Consider the following 21,841-nt stretch of genomic DNA (forward strand, 5'->3'; position numbering starts at 1 on the left):
ACATTTGGCTGGCGGTTAATTTGAGCGCATTTAAAATGTTCCGTCCTTGAGAAAGATGGTAAGCAAAGCCGATAATCAATATTATATCGACAGGACTCAGTCTGGTAATGTAAGTTTTGAGAAAGGTTTAGTTAAGCTTGATGTTGCCCCCCGCTTATCTGGCAAAAAAGGTTTGGCTCTTGAATTGGTGGTTGATGCTTCGTCGGTTGAACTGTTTGCTGATGGCGGGCTTACAGTAATGACCAGTATATTTTTCCCCAACAGACCTTATAATAAAATTCATGTTAATGGTGATGATGACTTTTTGATCAGGGATTTAAGTTATTCAAGTCTGTATTCAATTTGGTAGTTGAAGTGGACATTCCAGAGCCATTGACCACTTCGTTACGGAATTAGCAAACGGCTAATTCCGTAACCCTTTGAGAATATTAATTTATTGATTATTAATTGCGATTTTCTTAATTGCTTACACAACTCGGTGCTCCAAAGCGCACGGAGTAGCTTGTTCAAACCTCACGGAATATCCACATCAATGCCATTAACTGAGATTTTTCCGGACCAAGCTTATGGCTCGCTTGGAGAACGGCAGCATCAGGATAGGCGTGTATTCAGCGGGATTTATTATAACCAGGTCAAGGATTTTATGGCTGACTGGCCGCAAAAATTACAAATAGGCATAGTTCTTCACATGTGGTATTGAAATACTTTGAGCGAATATTCGACGATTAACCTCTTGATCGGTTGTGATTTACTTGAATATTCTCTAAATTTGTAATAGAGATTTACAACAGTCAAAAATCGAATGTATAATTCGTGTAGTATGATTGTTTTCTGTTAATAAAATATTCATTATCAATGATATATAGAGGTAGGTTCGAATCCCTCCCTCACCGCTGGTAAGATTATCAAAACACACCAAATGCCTGTAAATTATACATTTACAGGCTTTTTTGTTGCCGTGGGGTAACCAAAACATACGCTAATTCGCAAAAAAAATGAGTGACATTCATGGCGTCTTTTTATTATCAAAAAGAAACGTCATGAAAATGTTTTAATTATCTTATTTACAACATGTTAATCTATTAAGCATCTTGGCTTTTTACCGCTGCATTTCGATATTTATTTACTTAAAAATCTATCGTTATATTAGAGAAAAGTTTAGACTTGATTTTTTTTAAAACAACCAGGAAATTACGAAGGTGGAGAGATGTGTATCTACCTTAAAACTACTGTAGATGGTTTTTCCAAAGACCTTTCTGTTGAACGTTGCCATCGGATGACTCTTTAAAAAACTGGATAAAATACTGACTCAGGTGACTTTGGCAAGTAAGGTTGCACAATGTGAAACTTGGGATGATGTATAAAAAGCCGGGCTCAAGCTCCAGCGTTGTTGAAATATCTGAAATTTCACCTGCACCGGCATCAATATAATAAAGTCTGAAATATGGACTGATCACGTTTTTATAATTCCATTTAGGGCCAAGGCTCACATGATCTACATTCAATAGCGTATAGGTATGTTTTAATGCTCTTTTAATCATAATGTGCAGTAAATAAGCTGTTTTTAAGTTATTATTCAGCCGTACGGGTATCCTTATATGTGTTTCAGGCAGGAGATCCCCAAAAATACCTCGTGCTTTCGCCAGGACAATATTAAACAAAATGTCGGTTTTGTATAAAAAAAAGTCCCATTAGGCCAACTATTTAACAATTATTTGCAGGTAGATTTGGTTTATCAATTACAAACGGCAGTTGTAATAATTGCCGATAACCAATTATGATTGTGACCTAAGAGAATTTTTGACTTGTGACCCGGGGCAACTAACCTGTACAAACGGTTGTACCTGACTAATGTATAAAAACATCAAAATTTAATTCATGAAAAGAAGAACGCTAATAAAAGGTTTGGCTACGGGATTGTCCTCGTTATACCTGTCTAAACTTTATGCTAACAATCTGTTGCCGGCCCATTCAAATCCTGGCATCGCTGCCGGCCCATTTAAGCCAACATGGGATTCATTGGCCCAATACCAGGTGCCTGATTGGTTCCGTGATGCCAAATTTGGCATGTGGGCGCACTGGGGGCCACAATGCCAGCCAGAGCGCGGTGATTGGTATGCCCGCGGCATGTACCAGGAAGGCAGCGATCAGTATAAATATCATGTTCAAAAATATGGACATCCTTCAAAATTTGGTTTTAAGGATGTGATTAACGAATGGAAAGCTGAGAAATGGGATCCCAGCGAATTGGTGGGTTTATACAAAAGTGCAGGCGCCAAATACTTTATGGCATTGGCCAATCACCATGATAATTTTGACCTTTACGACAGCAAATACCAAAGCTGGAACTCTACCAAAATTGGCCCCAAAAAAGATCTGATTGGCGGCTGGGCCAGGGCTGCTAAAGAACAAGGCCTGCCTTTTGGCGTCAGTGTACATGGATCACACCCCTGGACCTGGTACGAGGTTGCCCAGCGCGCCGATAAAAGCGGACCATACGCGGGCATACCTTATGATGGTAAGCTTACCAAAGCGGATGGCGCAGGTAAATGGTGGAATGGCTATGATCCGCAGGAATTATATGCGCAAAACCACGCCCTGAGCAAGGACAGCCTTGATGATAACAGCATGGGTAGCCACTGGGATTGGGGCAATGGCGCCAGTGTGCCCAATAAAGCTTACTGTGATAAATTTTTAAAACGCACTATTGAACTGATAGATAAATACGATCCTGAGCTGATTTATTTTGATGATACTGCTTTACCGCTTTGGCCGGTAAGCGATGCGGGCTTAAAAATTGCGGCACATATGTACAATACCAGCATAAAAAAACATGGTAAACTACAGGCAGCACTGTTTGGCAAAGTACTGAATGAACAACAGCGTAAATGCATGATATGGGATATAGAACGCGGACAAAGCAACCAGATAGAACCTTTGCCGTGGCAAACAGATACCTGTATAGGTGGCTGGCACTATGATCGCCGCATATTTGATTATAAGGGCTATAAAAGTGCAAAAACCGTAGTGCATACCCTTGTTGATATAGTAAGTAAAAATGGCAACCTGTTGTTAAATATCCCGGTACGTGGCGATGGTACTATTGACAGCGAAGAACGCGCCGTAGTTGAAAACATAGGAGCCTGGATGCAGGTAAACGGGGAAGCGATTTACGGCACCCGCCCCTGGAAAGTATTTGGCGAAGGCCCGGCAATAGAATCGGCAGCGCCAATCAACGCACAGGGCTTTAACGAGGGCAAAGGAAAGCCGTTTGTGGCCGAAGATATCAGGTTTACTGTAAAAGGTAAAAGCCTTTATGCCACCATGTTGGGATGGCCGACAGGGAATGAAGCCTTGATTAAAAAGTTAGCAGGTAATGAGGCAGGTAAGGTAAGCAGGGTAAGCCTGCTTGGAAACGGTAATTTGAGTTTTGAGCAAACCTCGGCCGGCCTCAAAGTAAAATTGCCTGAGCAAGCTCCCGGTAAAGATGCGTTTGTTTTAAAAATTGAAGGGGTTGTTTAATATCCGATCATGACAAAGAATAAAACCCTTTTCCCTTTTATATTGATTACCAGTTTGTTTTTTTTATGGGGTTTTGCGCATAACCTTGACCCTATATTAATTCCACACCTGAAAAAATCATTTACCCTGACAACAGTTCAGGCGACCCTGGTGGATTCTGCAGTGTTTATAGCCTATTTTTTGATGGCTTTGCCGGCAGGCTTCATTATGAAAAAATATGGTTATAAAACAGGCATTATAACGGGCCTGCTTATTTTTGCATTTGGTTCCTATTTGTTTATACCTGCCGCCAATACGCAACAGTACACGTTTTTCCTTGTCGCCTTGTTTATCATTGCCTGCGGATTGACTATTTTAGAAACAGCCGCGAATCCGTATGCTTCTTCATTGGGCGATCCGGCAACCTCTACACAAAGGCTTAACTTTGCGCAATCGTTTAACGGGTTGGCTACAACGTTGGCACCTATAATTGGGGGGCGTATTATACTTACCAAAGGTTATACACCGGCACAATTAAGCGTAATGACAGAGCAGGGCCGCAAACTGGCGCTTGCTGCCGAAGCCTCTTCCGTGAAAATGCCGTACTTTATACTGGGTAGCGTACTGGTTATCATCGCCATCCTTTTTGCATTTACACACCTGCCCAAAATTCAGCATCATGAAGGCCATAAAGCCAGTAAAAACATTTTTCATGCCCTGAAGCACCGCCATTTAGCCTGGGGCGTTGCAGCACAGTTTTTTTATGTGGGCGCGCAGGTTTGTGTATTCAGTTTATTTATTCTGTATGCTCCAAAAGCAGCCGGCATTACAGAAGTAAAGGCGACCTACTATTTGGGTTTATGTGGTTTTGCGTTTTTGATAGGCAGATTTATTGGTACGTTTTTAATGCGGTATTACAGCTCAGCAGTTTTGCTGGCGGCTTATGCATGCGTCAATATCTTACTTTGCGTTGTCGCCATTTTAGGGCATGGCATGGTAACCGTTTACACGGTCATCGGCATCTGCTTTTTTATGTCAATTATGTTCCCCACTATTTTTGCGCTGGGTATAAAAGAGTTAAAGGCTGATACAGAATTTGGCAGCAGCCTCATCATTATGTCAATCGTGGGCGGTGCCGTTTTGCCAAGGGTGTTTGGTTATATCAGCGATGCAACAGGCAACATCCAATATGGCTATGTGGTACCATTGCTTTGTTTTGTGGTGGTGGCATTTTTTGGATTTAGAGGTTACCGGGTAAAGGTAAAGCCGGAAAATTTGCCGGTTTCAGTTGTCTTTTAAAAATAAATCGTTCTTATAATGAAAGAAATCAGATTACCAAAAGTGATTTTCGGAACCAGCGGGTTAGGAAATTTATATGTGGCGCTTTCGGATGAAGCTAAATTGGCCATTGTTGAACAGAGTGTAAAATGTTCGCGAAAACCGGTCGTATTTGATTCGGCAGGTAAATACGGTGCCGGCCTGGCATTGGAATCCCTGGGAAGCTCTTTAAAGCAATTGAATGTCAGCCCTTCAGACGTGCTGATCAGCAATAAGCTGGGCTGGCTGCGCACAGAACTGAAAACAGCCGAACCTACTTTTGAGCCTGGCGTATGGCGTGACCTGAAATATGATGCCGTACAAAAAATAAGTTATGAAGGCATCCTGGAATGCTATGAGCAGGGTAATGAGCTGCTGGGCGATTATCGTGCCGAACTGGTATCCGTACATGACCCGGATGAATACCTTGCTGCGGCAAAAGACGATTTGGAACAAATGCAACGCTACCGGGATATCCTGGAGGCTTATCGTGCATTAAATGAATTAAAGGAACAAGGCAAGGTAAAAGCGATTGGCGTAGGATCAAAGGATTGGAAGATCATTAAAAGAATAACCCAGGATGTTAAACTTGATTGGGTAATGATTGCCAATAGCATGACGATTCACAGTCATCCAAAGGAGTTAGTGGAGTTTATGAAGGAGCTTGAAAAGAACGATATCGCTATTATAAATTCTGCAGTATTTAATGGAGGGTTCTTAACCGGGTCGGCCTATTATAACTATCAGCTGAAAGACCCGGTAAAAGACGAAGGCTTGTATCAGTGGCGGGAGATGTTTTACCAGGCCTGCAAAGATTATAATATTAAACCGGTAGATGCATGCGTAGTTTTTGGATTAAAAGCGCCGGGCGTTAAAAGTATTGCGTTGAATACCACAAATGCCGAAAGAGTGGCACTGAATGTTGCTGTTGCTTCTTTAAAAATCCCGGCAACATTCTGGAATGAAATGAAAGAACGGGGATTGATTGATAAGGCATATGCTTCGGCCTATTTATAAAAATTAAACACTACTATGAAAAGATACTGTTTAGCGCTCGACTTAAAAGATGATCCACAACTAATAGCGGAATATGAACATTGGCATAAAGCTGAAAATGGCTGGCCCGAAATACGAAAAAGCATCCTGGATGCTGAAATTAAAGATATGCAGATCTATCGTACAGGAAACCGCTTGTTTATGATCATGGAAACCAGCGACCAGTATGTAGCAGAAAAAAAAGCGGCTATGGATGTAGTTAACCCTAAAGTACAGGAATGGGAACAGTTAATGTGGAAATTCCAACAGCCCTTGCCCTGGGCAAAAGAAGGGGAGAAGTGGGTAATGATGGAACAGATCTTCCAACTTTAAAATAAATAATATGCAAGTAATAGTTTGTGAAGAGCCTGGGAAATTGACACTCAGCCATCAGGAAAACCCGGCAATACAAGAAGGCTATGCCCAGATCAGGATTAGAAGAATAGGTATCTGCGGTACCGATCTGCATGCCTTTGAGGGTACACAGCCGTATTTTAACTACCCACGCGTTTTGGGGCATGAGCTTTCAGGTGAGTTGGTTGAGCCTAACGGTGCGCCCGGTTTTAAAAAAGGCGAGATCGTAACATTTATCCCATACTTTAACTGCGGTGTTTGTATTGCCTGCAGATCAGGAAAGCCTAACTGCTGTGCTAAAATTAATGTTTGTGGCGTTCATGTTGACGGAGGAATGGCCGAATACCTGAATGTACCAACGTATTCACTGGTACACGGTGAGGGGTTAAGTTACGATGAACTGGCATTGGTAGAGCCATTAGCCATAGGGGCCCATGGGATCAGGCGGGCGGGTGTAAAGCCCGGCGAATATGTATTGGTGATAGGGGCCGGGCCAATCGGCCTCGGAATAATGGAGTTTGCCCGCATTGCAGGGGCTAAAGTAATCGCCATGGACCTCAACACAAAAAGACTTGAATTTTGCAGAGACAGACTGAAGGTGGATCATATTATTAACGTGTCTACCGAAGATGTACTGGAACAATTGGCTACGATAACAAAAGGAGACATGCCTACAGTGGTGATAGATGCTACGGGCAGCCTGAAAGCAATTAACAGCGGATTTCAATATATGGCACATGGAGCCAGGTATGTGCTGGTTGGTTTGCAAAAAGGAGATATTAGTTTCAGTCACCCGGAATTTCACAAACGAGAGGCCACTTTAATGAGCAGCCGGAACGCTACACGGGAAGATTTTGAGCATGTTATTGCATCCATGAAAAAAGGCTTGGTACAACCATCTAATTATATTACCCATCGTGTACAATTTGATAAGGTTACAGATGAGTTTGAAAGCTGGCTCGATCCTGCGAACGGAGTAATTAAAGCGATGGTAGAGGTATAGGAACTCCCGGTTTTTTAATAGGGGTAAGGACAAGGAAATTGCGTTTAAAATTAGATTAAAACTTACACCATAGCGATGGATTTGAAACCCTGGATGTTCGAAAGATTTTTTCCGGGGCTACTGTGTGTGTTCATTTTTATATATCCAAACCTGTTGCGTTCGCAACAGGTGAAACAGTGAAAAATCACATCTATCTATTAATCAATAAATTATGGATTGTCATAAAATCAAAAACGCAACAGCAGACGAAATAGAGCGGCTATCAGGAGGCAAAAATTGGAGGTTCCAAACCAAGTGATTCCTCTATTTGACCGCAACTTTCCTCGTTCCCAAATTAAGGGATCGCGCATTCACCTGGCCTTTTTATTTCTTTCGACCACCCCAGGTTTCAAACCTACCCCTGTTTGCCAATGTGCTGTATCAACAATTTCTTTTAATAACTTTTTCCGGTATTTGACCCTTTAAATAATTTAAATGCGATTTTCCTGGCGGTAACGATCATCATAGTTTTAGCTAATTTATTTGATCTGTAATAGCCTTACTTATAGATTGTTGTATGTGTTTGCACATTTGGTCTATATTTTTATTCATCCCTGCCCCCTCCTTTTTTTCAGGTAACCATAGCTTCAACCCTTGGAATATCACTTCAATGCGGTGCGTTTGAAATGCTGATTTTGAACAATATTCCACCAATTACCAGTTGAACCAGCATCCATTTATTTTTTGACTTAGCGAACAGCTAAGGCTTTGTTTTAATTTTTATTGATATGGTAAAAAACTTACTAAAGAACTGTGACAAGCTTTTTGATATTAAAATTTCGCAATCGATTGCAAGCCTAAAAACGGTAACTAATTTCTTTATATCACAAACATCGCTCCCGTTATCGCCAATAAGATGGGAAGAGCACTCCAATGCGCCGCCTGCTTATAACGATATAACGTTCGGGGCCTAAACTCCCGCCCTCAAGTATTCTAAACCTTTAATAATCAGCCAATTTGTTTCACTTAAATTAAAAATTCATGAAAAGAAAACTATTTACACAACTCCTGATCTTCGTCGGGATAACCTTATCAGCTATCATGATAAGTTTACCGGGCTTTTCGCAAACGGGGAAAATTACCGGCAAAGTGTCGGATAAAGACGATGGATTGCCTCTGCCCGGCGTATCTGTCAAAGTAAAAGGAAAGCCCGAGGTTACGGGTACAAATTCGGAAGGTGTCTATTCCATAAACGCTGCCTCGGGCAGTACGCTGGTATTCTCTTTTGTTGGTTACGAACAAAAAGAAATTGTTGTTCCGGCATCGGGCGCTCTTAACGTGGTTTTATCAAAAAGTACCAGTAACCTGAACGAAGTGGTGGTAATAGGCTATGGAACCTCCCGCAAAAAAGACCTGGTAGGTGCCGTTAATGTGGTGAATGCTAAAGATGCCGGCGCCAATACATCACTAAGCCCTGCACAACTGATAATAGGAAAGGCCCCGGGCGTTCAGGTAGTGCCGACAAATGGTGTGCCGGGCTCAACTGCGAAAATTATTGTACGTGGTGTGGGTTCTTTCACCGATGTTAGCCCGTTGTACGTTATTGATGGCATACAGGGTAATGAAGGCTTGTTCAATAGTATTAGCCCACAAGATATCGAGAATATTACCATATTAAAAGACGCAGCTTCTACAGCAATATATGGCGTTGCCGGTGCTAATGGTGTTGTAATTATTACAACAAAAAAAGGTAAAACAGGCGCTCCTCAAATATCGTTTACCTCGCAGGTAGGTTTTGCAACCATACCTAAAAAGCTTGATCTGCTGAAAGCTGCAGATTATGTAAAGCTCCTTAAAGATATTGATGTTACCAACAATAATCCCACACCGGTAAAACTTACCACACCATATGTTTTGGTTGACAGGAATGACTGGCAAAAACAAATTTTTAAAACAGCTTTATCAACACAAAATGACATAAGTGTAAGCGGCGGAAATGATAAGATTATATATAATATGTCGGCGGGATACGTAACACAGCAAGCCACAGTTAAGGATTATCAATTAAAAAGGTTTAATAACCGGTTTACATTAGAGGAAAAATTAGGCCGTTTTCGCTTCGGGCAAACCTTAAATTTGAGGTATACCAAAACGGGGGGAATTCTGGCAGGCATAGGTAACGCGCTTCAATATGCGCCTTATCAACCCATTTATGATTCTTCAATTCGGGGCGGTTATTCCATACTTACCAATATAGATGATGACAGCAATGCAGTAAATCCATTAGAGGATTTAGGCGTAAAAACGCAAAGCGGCCATGAACTGATATTATTTCCGCAAGTATTTGGAGAAGTAAGAATTATAAATGGTTTAACATTCAGGTCACAAGCGTCAGTACAATATGGCAGCAGTGTGAGCAATTCTTATAATATACCCTACGTAACCGCCAATAAACTGTCTTTCGACCGGCAAGCGGGCCGTAGTTTTAACGACTACTCCAGTTACACCATTGAAAATTATTTTTCCTATAACCATACCTTTGGCAAACACAATGTTTCGCTAACAGCGGGTACAAGTTATAAAGACGCAGGCAGCAGTAGCTTTGTTAACCTAACAGGTACCGGTATGCTGACCGATGAAGTAAGAGACATATCGGTAGCGACAAAAATTACACCCGCCAGTTCCTCAGGTTATGCCAATGGAGCTGGTATCGAACAATCTTACTACGGACGTTTGATTTATTCTTACGACGATAAGTATATTCTTTCAGCCAGTTTAAGGCGCGATGGGTCTTCCAACTTTCCCAAGGCAAACCGTTACGGAAATTTTCCGGGCGCGGGCTTTGCATGGCGCTTCAGTCAGGAAGATTTCGTAAAAACAGCCCTTCCATTCATCAGCGATGGTAAACTTCGGGTAGGATGGGGACGTACCGGTAATAACCGGATCTCGCTTACCGCCAGTGATGTGTATACCTTTAATGGATCGACTGCGGGAAACCTGGCGTATTCTTTTGGCAGGAATGAGCAATTTGTTAGTGGTACAACGCTTACTACTATCGGAAACGGATTATTACACTGGGAAACAACCGACCAAACCGATGCGGGGATCGATCTGGGTTTTCTCAACAACAGGATAACTTTTAATGCCGACTATTACAACAGAAAAAGTAGCGGGTTATTAGTTAATATACCCGTACCGCCAAGTTTAGGTATAGGGATAAATACAGGCGGCAGTTCCCAGACTGTTAACGCGGCGGATGCACAAAATAAAGGTCTTGAATTTCAGGTAGGTTACCATTCTGAGGTTAAAAGTGATTTTAGCTATAACATAAGTGTTAACGGTGCTTTTAACACTAATAAAACAATATCGTTAGGCACCCAATCGCCGACTCCAATTGTGGGTGGGACAGGTGTTGCAGAAACATTGACCCAGCCGGGTAGCCCTATCGGGGCATATTATGGTTATAAGGTTGATCATGTAGCCAAAGACCAGGCCGAAATTGATGCATTAAATGCAAAAGCACAACAGAAGGCCGGTAATCAGACTGCGGTTTACCAGGGTGGATTAAAACCCGGCGACTTTATATTTAAGGATCTGACAGGCGACGGAACCGTCGATTCAAAAGACCAGCAGGTTTTGGGGAGCGCAATTCCAAAGTTTATGTATGGAATTAATATAGGTGCTAATTACCATAATTTCGATCTTAATGTAGTGTTATCAGGTGTGCAGGGTGTGCAAATTGGAAACGATCTGAGGTCCAGTTTGGAGTTTGCAGGAACAGGGCATAACGCCTCAACCGCCATATTAAACAGGTGGCAAAAGCCTGGAGACAATGCCGCTTTGCCACGGGCCGGACAGAATGCTAATGGATCCGGAAATTTAAGGCCATCGGATTTCTTTATAGACAACGGCGCCTATTTACGTGCCCGTAACATCACCCTGGGTTATACCCTTGGTAAAGCCTCTTTGCGATCGTTTTCAGGTAATGTTTTAAGTAGACTGCGCGTATATGTTGCCGCGGAAAATTTATTTACTATAACGGGCTATAAAGGGTATGACCCCGAAATAGGCTCAGACGGGGGCGATCTTATTTTTAACCGCAATATAGATCGCGGCCAGGTTCCGCAGCCGCGTACAATTTTATTCGGGATACAAGCAGGATTTTAAGTAACATTTTGAAAGATATAATTATGAAAAGATTTATGAAATTCCTTATGACGGGAGGGTTGTTGGTTCTCTCGATAGGGTGTAAAAAAGATTTGAGTTTGGTTAATAAAAGCGCGTACACTTCTGATACGTATTTTACCAGCGATGTTGCCTTAAACGAGGCTGTTGTAGCCACTTACGCAGGTTTGCTGCATAATGGCATGTGGGCACGCGAGTGGTATTTTACTTTTGATCTGCTTGGCTATGATGCCAAAAATAATCAGCCCCTTGTAGGTGATTTGCTGCAATTGGCACAGTATAATTTTGGACCCGACCAGAACCAGGCGGGTCAGATGTGGTCGGCATTATACCAAATAATAGCGCGTGCCAATGTGGTTATTGACCGTACGCAGGTATGGAAACCGGATCCGCTTAAACCTACAGAGGCAACGGACCAAAAACAATATATTGCCGAGGCTAAATTTTTGCGGGCTTATGCTTATTTTCAATTAGTTAATTTGTATGGCCGGGTACCACTCCGCACCCACTACATAACGCTGCCAACACCTGCAGATATTAACGCACCAAGATCACCTGTCGCAGATGTTTGGGCGTTTATTGAACAGGATTTGAAAGATGCTGAAGCAGGCCTTCCTCTTTCCTATGCTTCTGAAAATTACGGACGTGCTACACAAGGGGCTGCGGTGGCACTTTTGGGTAAATCTTATTTATATGAAAAAAAATGGGCCCTGGCACAAACAGAACTTACCAGGTTAACCAAGGCGCCTTTCAGTTATTCGCTTGCACCGGTTTATAACGATCTGTTTGATGATCCGAAGCAGAATGATGCTACCGCGAATCCTGAAACCATTTTCCAGGTGATGAACCAGAAATGGACAGACTGGGGTGTAGGTAACCAATATTACGTTTTTGGAGGACAGGAAACCTGGGGCGGCAAAGCAACACACTCAGACCGTGCGCAGGAATATGGCTTTAATGATTGGAACAACGTACATATAACTACAACCGCTGTTAAGGCTTTTACCTATCCTAACCCACAAAACCCCGCTGCAAATTACGTAGACCCCCGCGCAGCTTTCACCTTTTATGGCGATGCTGCAAGTGGCGGGCAAACACAATATTGTCAGCAATGTTCTGGAGGGCCTGTTGATTTCCCCTTCGCTTCAAAAGGATACGAGTGGCTTAAATATGAATATTATAACAAGCAATCATCTTTTGGCGGACCGCAAAGTGGTATAAACGGCCAGGTAATACGCTATGCCGATGTTTTGCTTATGCTGGCAGAAAGCTATATACAGCAGGGTAACACAGGTGCCGAGCCGTTAGCTTTAATTAACCAGGTACGTAACAGGCCAAGTGTTAAAGCGCCACTTTATACCTCGCTCGGTAGCCAGGCAAATGCCATGAGCATCCTGATGCGTGAAAGGCAGTTGGAACTAACCGGCGAACAAAGCCGTTATTTTGACTTGATACGCTGGGGCATTGCAAAGCAAACAATAAATGCTGAAAGGAAGATTGAAGACGGCACGCAGCCGTTTCAAGATAAAAATGTGTTGTTACCAATACCTTTAGCCGAGAAGAATGCCAATTCTGCGGTTGCTAAGGATATTTCCGGTGATTGGAATTAAAAAAACCGAACCTATAGTTTTGTAGAAAAGAGTGCGCGCTGCCAATGGTGCGCGCTCTTTTTCACAAAGGCCCGATTCAAGAAAAAAATGAAATAATGCAAGAGTCACAATTTGAAAAAGTAAAATCTGTAATGGATTTAATTCAAGCCAACACATCATGGACATGGTATAACAATAACGAATTGGAAAAATTAAATGAAAAAGTGGAAGTTATCCTGACTATTTTAGATGAAAACAACGAGTTATTAAGGGAACTAATTTGCGTTATGAAAAACCAAAAAAGCTAATGAACTGATTGGTGTTATTGCGCAGTTGAATTATAAAAAAAGATTGCCTGAAAAATATCTTAAAGGGTATAGGCCACTCTTTTATCAAATTGCAAAATCATTTTCGCGAAACAGATAAGTGATATCTTTCCACCTAATGGTCCCAAAAAGGCATCTCTTCATAATTACTTAAAAACATAATACCCCGCTGGTTTTTATATGCATTTACAACCTCTATTCCCGTTGTAGTTGCTATTCCGCTTATCAGACAGGCAAATACTTCGTCCGCTGGTTTAATTTTATGATTGGCCGGCAGAAATATCCCAGAGTTGGATATAATAGCCAGGCTTTCAAGAAAAAATCTTGTTATTACATCCATATCAAAATCATTACGGTACAAACCTGTTTTTACACCGCGTGCTATATTTGCTTTAACGGTTTGATGAATGAACATTGTTTTATGACCTTTAAGTTTTTCATAAGCCAATTCATGATTTTTTTCGAGGTCATAAACAATGGCCGGATTTAAAATATTGTGAAGCTCCATTACATTTACCAGCAAAAAATACAACTCAATAATAGCGTCGTCGCTTTTTGCAATAAGAGTTTTACAACGAAAAATATTTTCAGCTATTGCCGTATCTACAAATGTCTCTACCAATGAATCTTTATTAGAATAAAATTGATAAACAGTTTTTTTGCTAATTCTGAGGTCAGATGCAATATCATCCATGCTAATGCTACGAATGCCATAACGGCTAAAAAGTGAATGCGCTTTGTCGGCTATTTTTTTTGAGGTGTCCATTGATTAGGATGTTGGCTTTAATAAAAAACTGAATCGGCGAGGTTGAAAGCTGGCTGACACAAGGTAGTTTTACTTTAACATTAGATATCGTCAATAATACCTCGGGTTTGATTGTCGTGCTTGTATTATTTAAGGTGGCTGCTAATCAATAAGGAGGTGCCTGGCCCGATAAAGAGGAAATATATCTGTATATTGAGTAGTTATTTAAATGCTATCTGAAAAATATAAATATCAGGTTTGAAGCCAGGCGATATAAAAATATTCGATTGACCCGCGTTGATTTTATTTTCAATATCAGGCGGCTTATTATTGTAAATTTAAATTCTATTTGTTTTTCGCCGGTATAAAATACCGAATAGTAGATGATACTGATTATGCAGATTAACATAACGCCGTGGGTAAATCCAAATATCATTTTCATAATTATCTTATTTAGTTTGTGTACTTACATGTTTTTTAATTAGCTGCATTGCAGCATGTACAAAAAAAGGGATTAAACATTCATATTAATTTAAGATATCTTAAAAAAGCAATGCGAAAAGTGGAAAAAAACCATGGCTAAACCATTTTACTTATGATTTAAATCACTTTTTTGGCCTGATAATTAATCTTAAAGCAGGGTCGTTTGTTATCAAGCTACAGAACCAATTGTACGCCAGTTTGATTTTGTTCCCGAACCCCACAATTGGGATGATATGAACAAATAACCAAACAAACCAGGCAGGCAGTCCTTTAAAGAAGGCGTTCGGTAAATCTACCACGGCTTGGTATTTCGAGATGATTGCCATACTTCCTTTGTTTTTATATTTAAATGCGGTTAACGCTTGCCCGGCTTGTAACCGCTTAAGATTTGAGGCAAGGTGAACTCCTTGCTGAATTGCAACCTGTGCGAGTTGCGGGTGCCCGTTTGGATAATCCACATCTGCTGTTTGAATGCATTGATCGCCAATTGCGAAAATGTTTTGTGTGCCCTTTACCCTGTTGAATTCATCAACTATAATTCGCTTGCCCCGGCCAGTACATTCGTCAATAAGTCCGGGCACTTGGCGTGCTATAACACCAGATGTCCAAACCAGGGTTGCGGCCGGGATACATTCTCCTGTGGAAAGGCGAATATCGCCATCAATATAGTCCTTAACCGAGGTGTTTAATTTTATCTGCACCCCCAATTTATTCAATACCTTGTAAGCCTCTGCCTGCGATTTTGCACTCATCGGGCCAAGCAGGGTACTCCCTGAACTAATTAAATAAATATTAGCATCGTTTTTTTTAAGTTCGGGATAATCTTTGTTGATCAATGAATGAATCATTTCGGCCAACATACCCGAAACTTCCACACCTGTTGGCCCGCCTCCCGAAATAACAATATTCTGCAGTTTTACCTGCTCGACCGGGTCATTTGTTCTTACGGCTTTCTCCGCATTCAACAATAAATGGTTACGAAGATGGATCGCATCATCAATTGTTTTCATGGGTAAAGCATGCTTTTTTATATTCTCCAATCCAAAATAATTGGTCTCTGTTCCCATTGCGAGTATTAAACAATCATAAAATAAATCGCCATCCGACGTCTCAATTTTGTTGTTTGATGCTTCAATCTTTTTCAATTCACCGAGGTGAAAACGAAGATTTTCCTTGTATTGGAACATCCGCCTAAATGGATAACTTATATTTGAGGCTTCGATAAAAGCCGTTGATACCTGGTAAAGCAGGGGCGGAAAAAGGTGATAATTATTCTTATCTACAAGCGTAATATCAAATAATTGGTTTCCGGCAAGGTGCTTTGCCAGATTGAGTCCCGCAAATCCGCCTCCAATGATTACTATTTTCATATGATTTTCTTTTTATTGGCCTGTCAGGATTTTCAGATCTGAAACTGCTATCAAATAAGACAGCTGCGCGGCATACATATCGGCCTCGGATTTTGCTAAGAAAGACTTTGTATTGAGCAAATCAGTTTTCACATTAAGGCCGGCAGCCTGCTTGTTTTCCTGTATTTTTAGTTCCTCCTTTTGGTAGGAAACGACCTTTTGCGTAACTGTGATCAGTGCCTGCGACTGATTAATTTTCCTATAAGCCTTTTCAATATCATTATTTACCTGCTGCTGGGTATTAAGAATATTCTCTTCAGATTGCTTTAATTGAAACTGCCGCTGTTTTACTATCTTTTTGTTTGAGAAAATATCCTGCAGGTTCCATTTTAAATTCAAACCTACATATGGGTTGTCGGAAGGTACTATAGCGCTTCCGAATATATAAGAATAGCCTCCAACCAAACCTATATCCGGTATATTACTTTGCCTGGCTGCTTTTATTCCCAATAAAGCTTTCGATTTGTTCAGGTTAGCTATTTGCAAATCGGCGTTTGAACCAGATGCCACGTTCTTGTACTCCTGTAAACCATTTACCTGTTGAATAGCCGGCTCAACCTCTGCAAGCTTTAATGAACCGGCATTTACGCCGGTTACATTAGTCAAATCACCTATATAATCCTGAATCTGTATATTTATTTTCAGAATATTTTGTTCTTCGTCGGCGATGTTAGCCTGTAATCCTACCTTATCTGCATTGGTTGTTTTACCGGCTATTAAAGCATTTTCAACATCTGTAAATTTTGACTTAGCCAGGGCCAGCTTCGCCTCCGCTTCATCCAGTTGCTTTTGTAAAATCAACGTTCCGTAGTAAAGCTTTACTACTGCCTGCTTTATTTGCAACGACGTTTTGAATCTTTCCTTTTCGGTTAATATCTCGTCCGTTTTATCTGCTTTCAGTAAAGTGCTGATTTTGGCCTGCTGGCTGATGGGCTGGTAAACCGATATTCCGGCGCCATAATTATTGTGTTTACCCACTTTAAAAGTTTCGTCGGTGTTAGGATTTGATTCCAGCGTACCTTTAGGAATGGTGATTTCTCCCAAATTGAAAACATGTTGATAGTTACCATTCAGGGTAGGAGTGGCATACCTCTTGATTTCATCTTCTTTGGTTTTTTCCTGCTTTTCTTTAATTTCCCACTGTTTTATTGCTAATATGTGGTTATTCTTTAACGCGGAATCTTGTAATTGTTCCAGTGTATAAGATTCTCTATTTTGAGCATGCAACGAGGTACTGCGGCATAAAAAAATAAATAACGGCAGTAAAAGGCATTTTATATTTTTTTTCATTTTGTGGTTGGCTTTAATTTTTTTCTAAATTGATGGGGTTTGGCTTTATCCAGGCGATGTATAGCACAGGGACACTGATTAATGCCATAACCATGCTCCATACCACGCCAAATGCCAGTACACTTGCAAGAGGCGCCCACATGGCAGATCCTGATATAATCATGGGCAACACACCAATCGCCGCTGCCATAGCAGTAAGGAAGATGGGCCTTAAGCGCCTTTTCCCTGATTCTATAGCTGCTGCTTTTAAGTCAAGTCCATGTTTCATCAATTCGTGGGTATGGTCTACCAGGATGATTGCATTTCGTACTACAATTCCCGAAAGTGCTATCAAACCAATAAAAGATGTGAAACTGAAGTAGTTTCCGGTGATATAGAGGCCCATGATTGCGCCAAACAAACTTAGCGGTATCGTAAGCATCACTATCGCCGCTTCTTTAAGGTCGCGGAATTGAAAAAGAAGGATAAAAAATATCAGCACAAGGCTTACAAGCAATGCTGCAACTAATTGCCCTAATGCTTCTTTTTTGTTAAAATCTTCGCCGCCATAATCGATGCGATATCCGTTGGGCAGTTGCAGTTTAGCTATCTCAGGCTGTATAGCTGCCAATAATTCTGACGGAAGAACATCCGGTGTTGTTTCACTTTGCACGGTAAGCGTCCTTACACCGTTGCGGTGCATAATGCGGCCGGTTTGCCAGCGAGGTGTCAAATCTGCAATTTGTCTTAGCGGAACATCAGCGCCGGTAACAGGAGATCTCAAATAAATATTCTGGAGATCGTCAGTAGTCTGCCTGTTTTTTGGATCCAGTCTAAGTACAATATTTACCGGATTATTGCCTTCATAAATGGTAGAAATAGCAGCGCCGCTAAAGCCGGTGTACACCGATTGAGAGATACCGGTAGTAGTATAGCCAAGGCGGCTGGCTTCTTCTTTTAATTTTATCCCTATTCCATAATAATCTTCTGCAAAGTCGCTTCTCACAAAACGACTGCCTTTCGCTTTTTTAATAATATCACTTACCTGTGTTCCGATAGATTTCAAGTGATCGATGTCCTCCCCGATAATTCTAACCTCAACCGGTGCTTTGAGCGACGAACCCTGTTGCATCAACTTAACATAGGTTGTACCCTCAGGTATTAGCTTATCAACCTTACCGCTTAATTCCTCGGCGAGTTCATCAGTAGTCTGTTCTGTGGTGGTGTTAATAAGTATCTGTGCGTAATTATTTGTGGGGAACTCCGGAGAGAAATTATAATAGAACCTCGGAGAGGCAGTTCCCGAAAATGTTGCATAAGACACTACTCTTTTATCGTTTTTTAACAATGCTTCCACCCTTAAAATGGCTTCATGGGTCTTTTCTATTTTTGTACCGGTAGGCATCCATAATTCTACTACAAACTGGCTCCTTTCTGCCGCCGGGAAAAATTGTTGTCTTATTCCCTTTGCAAACAGTATCAATGCAAATACAATAGGCACTAAACTGCTTATGATAGTTATCTTCGGATGATTGACACACCAATCTAAAAGTTTGTTATACCCGTTCTGCATTAAGTCCAGCAATGATTTTCTTTGTTTCTTTTTGGGCGTTTCTTCCTCGGGAGCGTCGCTTTTTTGGTGCAACCCTTTTTTGATAAAAGTGAAACAAAGCATAGGGGTTAATACCATTGCAACTAAAAATGATGATGCAAGGGCTACTGCTACGGTTATAGGCAATGCGAAAATAAATTCACCCACAGTTCCCCGTAACAAAATCATCGGCATAAAAGAAGCAATGATAGTAACGGTTGCAGCAAGTACCGGCACTACCAAGTCATTGGCGCTTCTCCATGCTGCGGTTGCCCTGTCAACACCTTCATCTAACAGTTCTACATAATTGTCGGCAATTACAATAGCATCATCCACTACCATTCCCAATACGAGGATTAGCGCGGCAAGGGAAACCTGGTGCAATTCAATCCCCAATGCATGCATTATGGCATAGGTTACCGCAACGGTCATCGGGATTGCCATAGCTGCTACAGTAGCTATACGTAAGGGCAAAAGCAATACAACCACAACGATCACTGATACGATGGCCAAAAAGAATTCCCGGATGAAATGCGATATATTTTCGTCGACCACCTGGGGCTGATTAACAACGGTGGTGATTTTGATATTGGATGGAATTACTTTTCTGGCTTCTTCAATTTTGCCGGTTATTTCTTTACCAAATTTCACAATGTTATTGCCTTCCTGCATCTGAACCGAGAGGATTACAGCTTTGTTGCCATTAACCGCAATAATATTATCCGGATCAGCATAATCCCTGGTTAAGGTGGCTACATCTCCCAGCTTTGCTACAGAACCCGATTGGGACGTGCCAACTATTTGATTGGACAGGTCTGTTTCGGTATTATAGTAGCCATTTGTATAAAGCGGCGTTTTGTTGCTGCTTGTTTTAACCTCGCCGGTTGGGTTAATGTTGTTTTGAGATTGGAGGAGCTGTACAACCTGTTGGGCGTTAACCCCATATTGTGACATTTTCTCCGTGTTGGATGACACCACAATTTCCTCTTGCTGCTCGCCTATCCGCTTTATTTTTGAAGCAGCGGGTATGGTGCGCAGATAATCTTCCAATCTTTGGGCATAGTGTTTTAATTCTTCGTAGCTGGCTGTTTTGCTTTCCAGCCCGATTACCAGGGCTTCAGTATCGCCGAAATCCGAGTTTACAACAGGCCCTTTAACGCCTTCCGGTAAATCAATTTGCTTTGATACTAAAAGCTGGTGGCGAAGTTTACTCCAAAATATGTCGGGTTGTTTTACGCTCTCGGTCAGCTCGACGTTTACTACCACTACGCCATCCTTTGTAGTAGAATATGTTTTTGATTTATCTACCTCTTCATATTGAAAAAGATATTGTTCCAGTTTTTTTGTAACCTGGTCTTCCACCTGTGCGGAGTTAGCTCCCGGGAAAAATGCAATGACTAAGCCCTGGCGGATGGTAATTTTAGGATCCTCCCTGCGTGGCATATTCAATAGGGAATTTACACCAACCGCAAAAAGCAATAGCAGTACCGATAATGTGACCTGCTTATACTTAAGCGATGCTTTTATAATATTCATTTCAGTTTTATTTATTGGTTATAGAAATTGATGAACCGTCAGACAATCTTTTCTGGCCGCTGGTAACCACCACTTCGCCGTTAGTAAGCCCCGAAATAATTTCAATTTTGTTATCAAACATATCACCCAGGCTTATTCTGCGCTTAAATACCTTGTCCTGTGTTTTATCCAGCACAAAAACGTAGCTCTGATTGGCCAAATCCTGTTGAATGCATTCCGCCGGTAATAAGATCATCTGCTTTTTTTCGGTGGTAGCAATCTTTGCCTCGGCAATCATTCCTGGCCGGATGAGCAATTCCGGGTTATCCAGTTCAATTTTAATGGTGAAAGCCCTGGATGTAGCATCGGCTGCTGAGCCAACTTCAGTTACTTTTCCGGTGAATACTTTATCGAGCGATGAAATGTTAATCTTGCTGATTTGCCCAATCTTTATTTCATGCAGTTCAGCTTCAGGAACATAAGCCAATACCTTTACCTTTTTGATATCTGCAATAACAAATAGCGGCACGCCAACGCCCACGATCTCACCTATTTCAGTTTGTTTTTTGAGCAATACGCCGCTAATTGGCGAATACAACCTCGTATCCGACAGATTTTTTTGCTGTAACTGTTGCTGAAGTTTTGCCTGTTGTAAATTGAACCCTACTTTGGAAAAGTCGCTTTCACTTAAACTGCCTCTGTCATGCAATATGTTTAAGCGGTTAAATTCGTCAGTTGCGGTACTAACCTGTACATCGGCTGTACCCTTGGCAATGGAATAATTAGTTGGATCCAGGCTGGCAACCAGTTGTCCTTTTGCAATATTTTCTCCTTCTTTACTGGATATATAGTTGATTTTGCCACCCACCATAAAACTAAGCTTCACAGTGGTGTTACCTTCGATGTTTCCGCTAACAGAAACCTCTTTGGCTATAATATCGGCATGAACAACCTGTGTTCTGACAGCAAAAGTTGAAGGTGCACTTTCTGCGGCGGTCTTGTTTTTGCTTTTGCAGCCCGGCAGAAAAATCAGGGCCGGTAAAATCAGGACTGGTATAAGTTTGTTGTTTCTTTTCATATTAATGTTATTTTTATTATTCTGTGAAAAATTGTTCTTGTATTTGTATTTCGTTTATATCAAAAAAATGCAGTATGCTTTTAACTTTCTCAATAAATTCCTGATTGCCCGAAAGAATAAAATCCATGCGTTTCATTGTGTTGGCGTTTAGTACAGCTTCAATCTCCTCGTTTGGAAATACCGTTGCGGCTTCAATTTCTTTTGAGATGTAGCTTACGTATAGCTGAGTAGGGAAACGCCTCTCAAGTATTTGCAGTTCTTTTTGGAATATGTGTTGTTTGTTTACAGAAAAATAGAGTAGCGAGACTTGCTGACAATTCAGGTCAGTCAATTTGAACTTTATGGCCGGAAAGACGGATGCAATCCCAAGGTCATCTGTTATAAATATATAATGGATCCCCATTTCTTCAATCTCCTTTTGCATTACCGAAAAATTATAATGCAAAGGAAGACAAGAAGGGT

16 protein-coding genes are annotated in these 21,841 nt (G+C 41.3%); 9 read left to right on the forward strand and 7 right to left on the reverse strand.

The annotated features are described in order from the left end of the window. Positions 1-55 precede the first annotated feature (55 nt). Positions 56-349 carry a GH32 C-terminal domain-containing protein gene (locus AC1DXF_RS05975; protein WP_477447346.1) on the forward strand — a complete coding sequence of 98 codons (294 nt, stop codon included), beginning with the start codon at positions 56-58 and terminating at the stop codon, positions 347-349. 877 nt (positions 350-1,226) lie between these two features. Here the strand turns inward: AC1DXF_RS05975 and AC1DXF_RS05980 are convergent. Next, positions 1,227-1,541 (reverse strand): hypothetical protein, encoded by a 315-nt coding sequence (locus tag AC1DXF_RS05980; protein WP_477447117.1) that lies wholly within the window; start codon positions 1,539-1,541, stop codon positions 1,227-1,229. Between the two features lie 337 nt (positions 1,542-1,878). Between AC1DXF_RS05980 and AC1DXF_RS05985 the strand changes: the two genes are divergently transcribed. From AC1DXF_RS05985 to AC1DXF_RS06020, 8 genes are all read left to right on the forward strand, one after another. Next, positions 1,879-3,522 (forward strand): alpha-L-fucosidase, encoded by a 1,644-nt coding sequence (locus AC1DXF_RS05985; RefSeq protein WP_477447119.1) that lies wholly within the window; start codon positions 1,879-1,881, stop codon positions 3,520-3,522. Between the two features lie 9 nt (positions 3,523-3,531). Beyond that, entirely contained in the window at positions 3,532-4,800 is a 1,269-nt protein-coding gene (fucP, locus tag AC1DXF_RS05990; protein ID WP_477447121.1) for an L-fucose:H+ symporter permease, read from the forward strand. A gap of 18 nt (positions 4,801-4,818) precedes the next feature. Beyond that, positions 4,819-5,835, forward strand: coding sequence for an aldo/keto reductase (locus tag AC1DXF_RS05995; RefSeq protein ID WP_477447123.1), 1,017 nt, complete (start codon positions 4,819-4,821; stop codon positions 5,833-5,835). A 15-nt stretch (positions 5,836-5,850) separates the two neighbouring features. Continuing rightward, positions 5,851-6,186 carry an L-rhamnose mutarotase gene (locus AC1DXF_RS06000; protein ID WP_477447125.1) on the forward strand — a complete coding sequence of 112 codons (336 nt, stop codon included), beginning with the start codon at positions 5,851-5,853 and terminating at the stop codon, positions 6,184-6,186. 10 nt (positions 6,187-6,196) lie between these two features. Next, positions 6,197-7,210: a zinc-binding alcohol dehydrogenase family protein gene (locus AC1DXF_RS06005; RefSeq protein WP_477447127.1), complete on the forward strand. Its 1,014-nt coding sequence runs from the start codon at positions 6,197-6,199 to the stop codon at positions 7,208-7,210. A gap of 1,020 nt (positions 7,211-8,230) precedes the next feature. Then, the gene (locus AC1DXF_RS06010; protein ID WP_477447129.1) at positions 8,231-11,356 is read left to right on the forward strand and encodes a SusC/RagA family TonB-linked outer membrane protein; all 3,126 of its coding nucleotides are present in this window, start codon (positions 8,231-8,233) and stop codon (positions 11,354-11,356) included. 35 nt (positions 11,357-11,391) lie between these two features. Continuing rightward, positions 11,392-12,984, forward strand: coding sequence for a RagB/SusD family nutrient uptake outer membrane protein (locus AC1DXF_RS06015; RefSeq protein WP_477447131.1), 1,593 nt, complete (start codon positions 11,392-11,394; stop codon positions 12,982-12,984). Positions 12,985-13,115: 131 nt separating this feature from the next. Continuing rightward, positions 13,116-13,271: a hypothetical protein gene (locus AC1DXF_RS06020; protein ID WP_477447133.1), complete on the forward strand. Its 156-nt coding sequence runs from the start codon at positions 13,116-13,118 to the stop codon at positions 13,269-13,271. Between the two features lie 133 nt (positions 13,272-13,404). Here the strand turns inward: AC1DXF_RS06020 and AC1DXF_RS06025 are convergent, their stop codons facing one another. The 6 genes from AC1DXF_RS06025 to AC1DXF_RS06050 form a co-directional block, all read right to left on the reverse strand. Beyond that, positions 13,405-14,055: a TetR/AcrR family transcriptional regulator gene (locus AC1DXF_RS06025; RefSeq protein ID WP_477447135.1), complete on the reverse strand. Its 651-nt coding sequence runs from the start codon at positions 14,053-14,055 to the stop codon at positions 13,405-13,407. A 584-nt stretch (positions 14,056-14,639) separates the two neighbouring features. Further along, entirely contained in the window at positions 14,640-15,887 is a 1,248-nt protein-coding gene (locus AC1DXF_RS06030) for an NAD(P)/FAD-dependent oxidoreductase (RefSeq protein ID WP_477447137.1), read from the reverse strand. A gap of 12 nt (positions 15,888-15,899) precedes the next feature. After that, positions 15,900-17,216 carry a TolC family protein gene (locus tag AC1DXF_RS06035; protein ID WP_477447139.1) on the reverse strand — a complete coding sequence of 439 codons (1,317 nt, stop codon included), beginning with the start codon at positions 17,214-17,216 and terminating at the stop codon, positions 15,900-15,902. A 13-nt stretch (positions 17,217-17,229) separates the two neighbouring features. Beyond that, positions 17,230-20,322 carry an efflux RND transporter permease subunit gene (locus AC1DXF_RS06040; protein ID WP_477447141.1) on the reverse strand — a complete coding sequence of 1,031 codons (3,093 nt, stop codon included), beginning with the start codon at positions 20,320-20,322 and terminating at the stop codon, positions 17,230-17,232. 7 nt (positions 20,323-20,329) lie between these two features. Then, positions 20,330-21,379, reverse strand: a complete 1,050-nt coding sequence (locus tag AC1DXF_RS06045) for an efflux RND transporter periplasmic adaptor subunit (RefSeq protein WP_477447143.1) — start codon at positions 21,377-21,379, stop codon at positions 20,330-20,332. Positions 21,380-21,395: 16 nt separating this feature from the next. Continuing rightward, on the reverse strand, positions 21,396-21,803 hold the full coding sequence (locus AC1DXF_RS06050) for a ferredoxin reductase domain-containing protein (RefSeq protein WP_477447145.1): 408 nt from the start codon (positions 21,801-21,803) through the stop codon (positions 21,396-21,398). Positions 21,804-21,841: the final 38 nt, after the last annotated feature.

Source organism: Mucilaginibacter sp. P2_A5 (assembly GCF_056404995.1).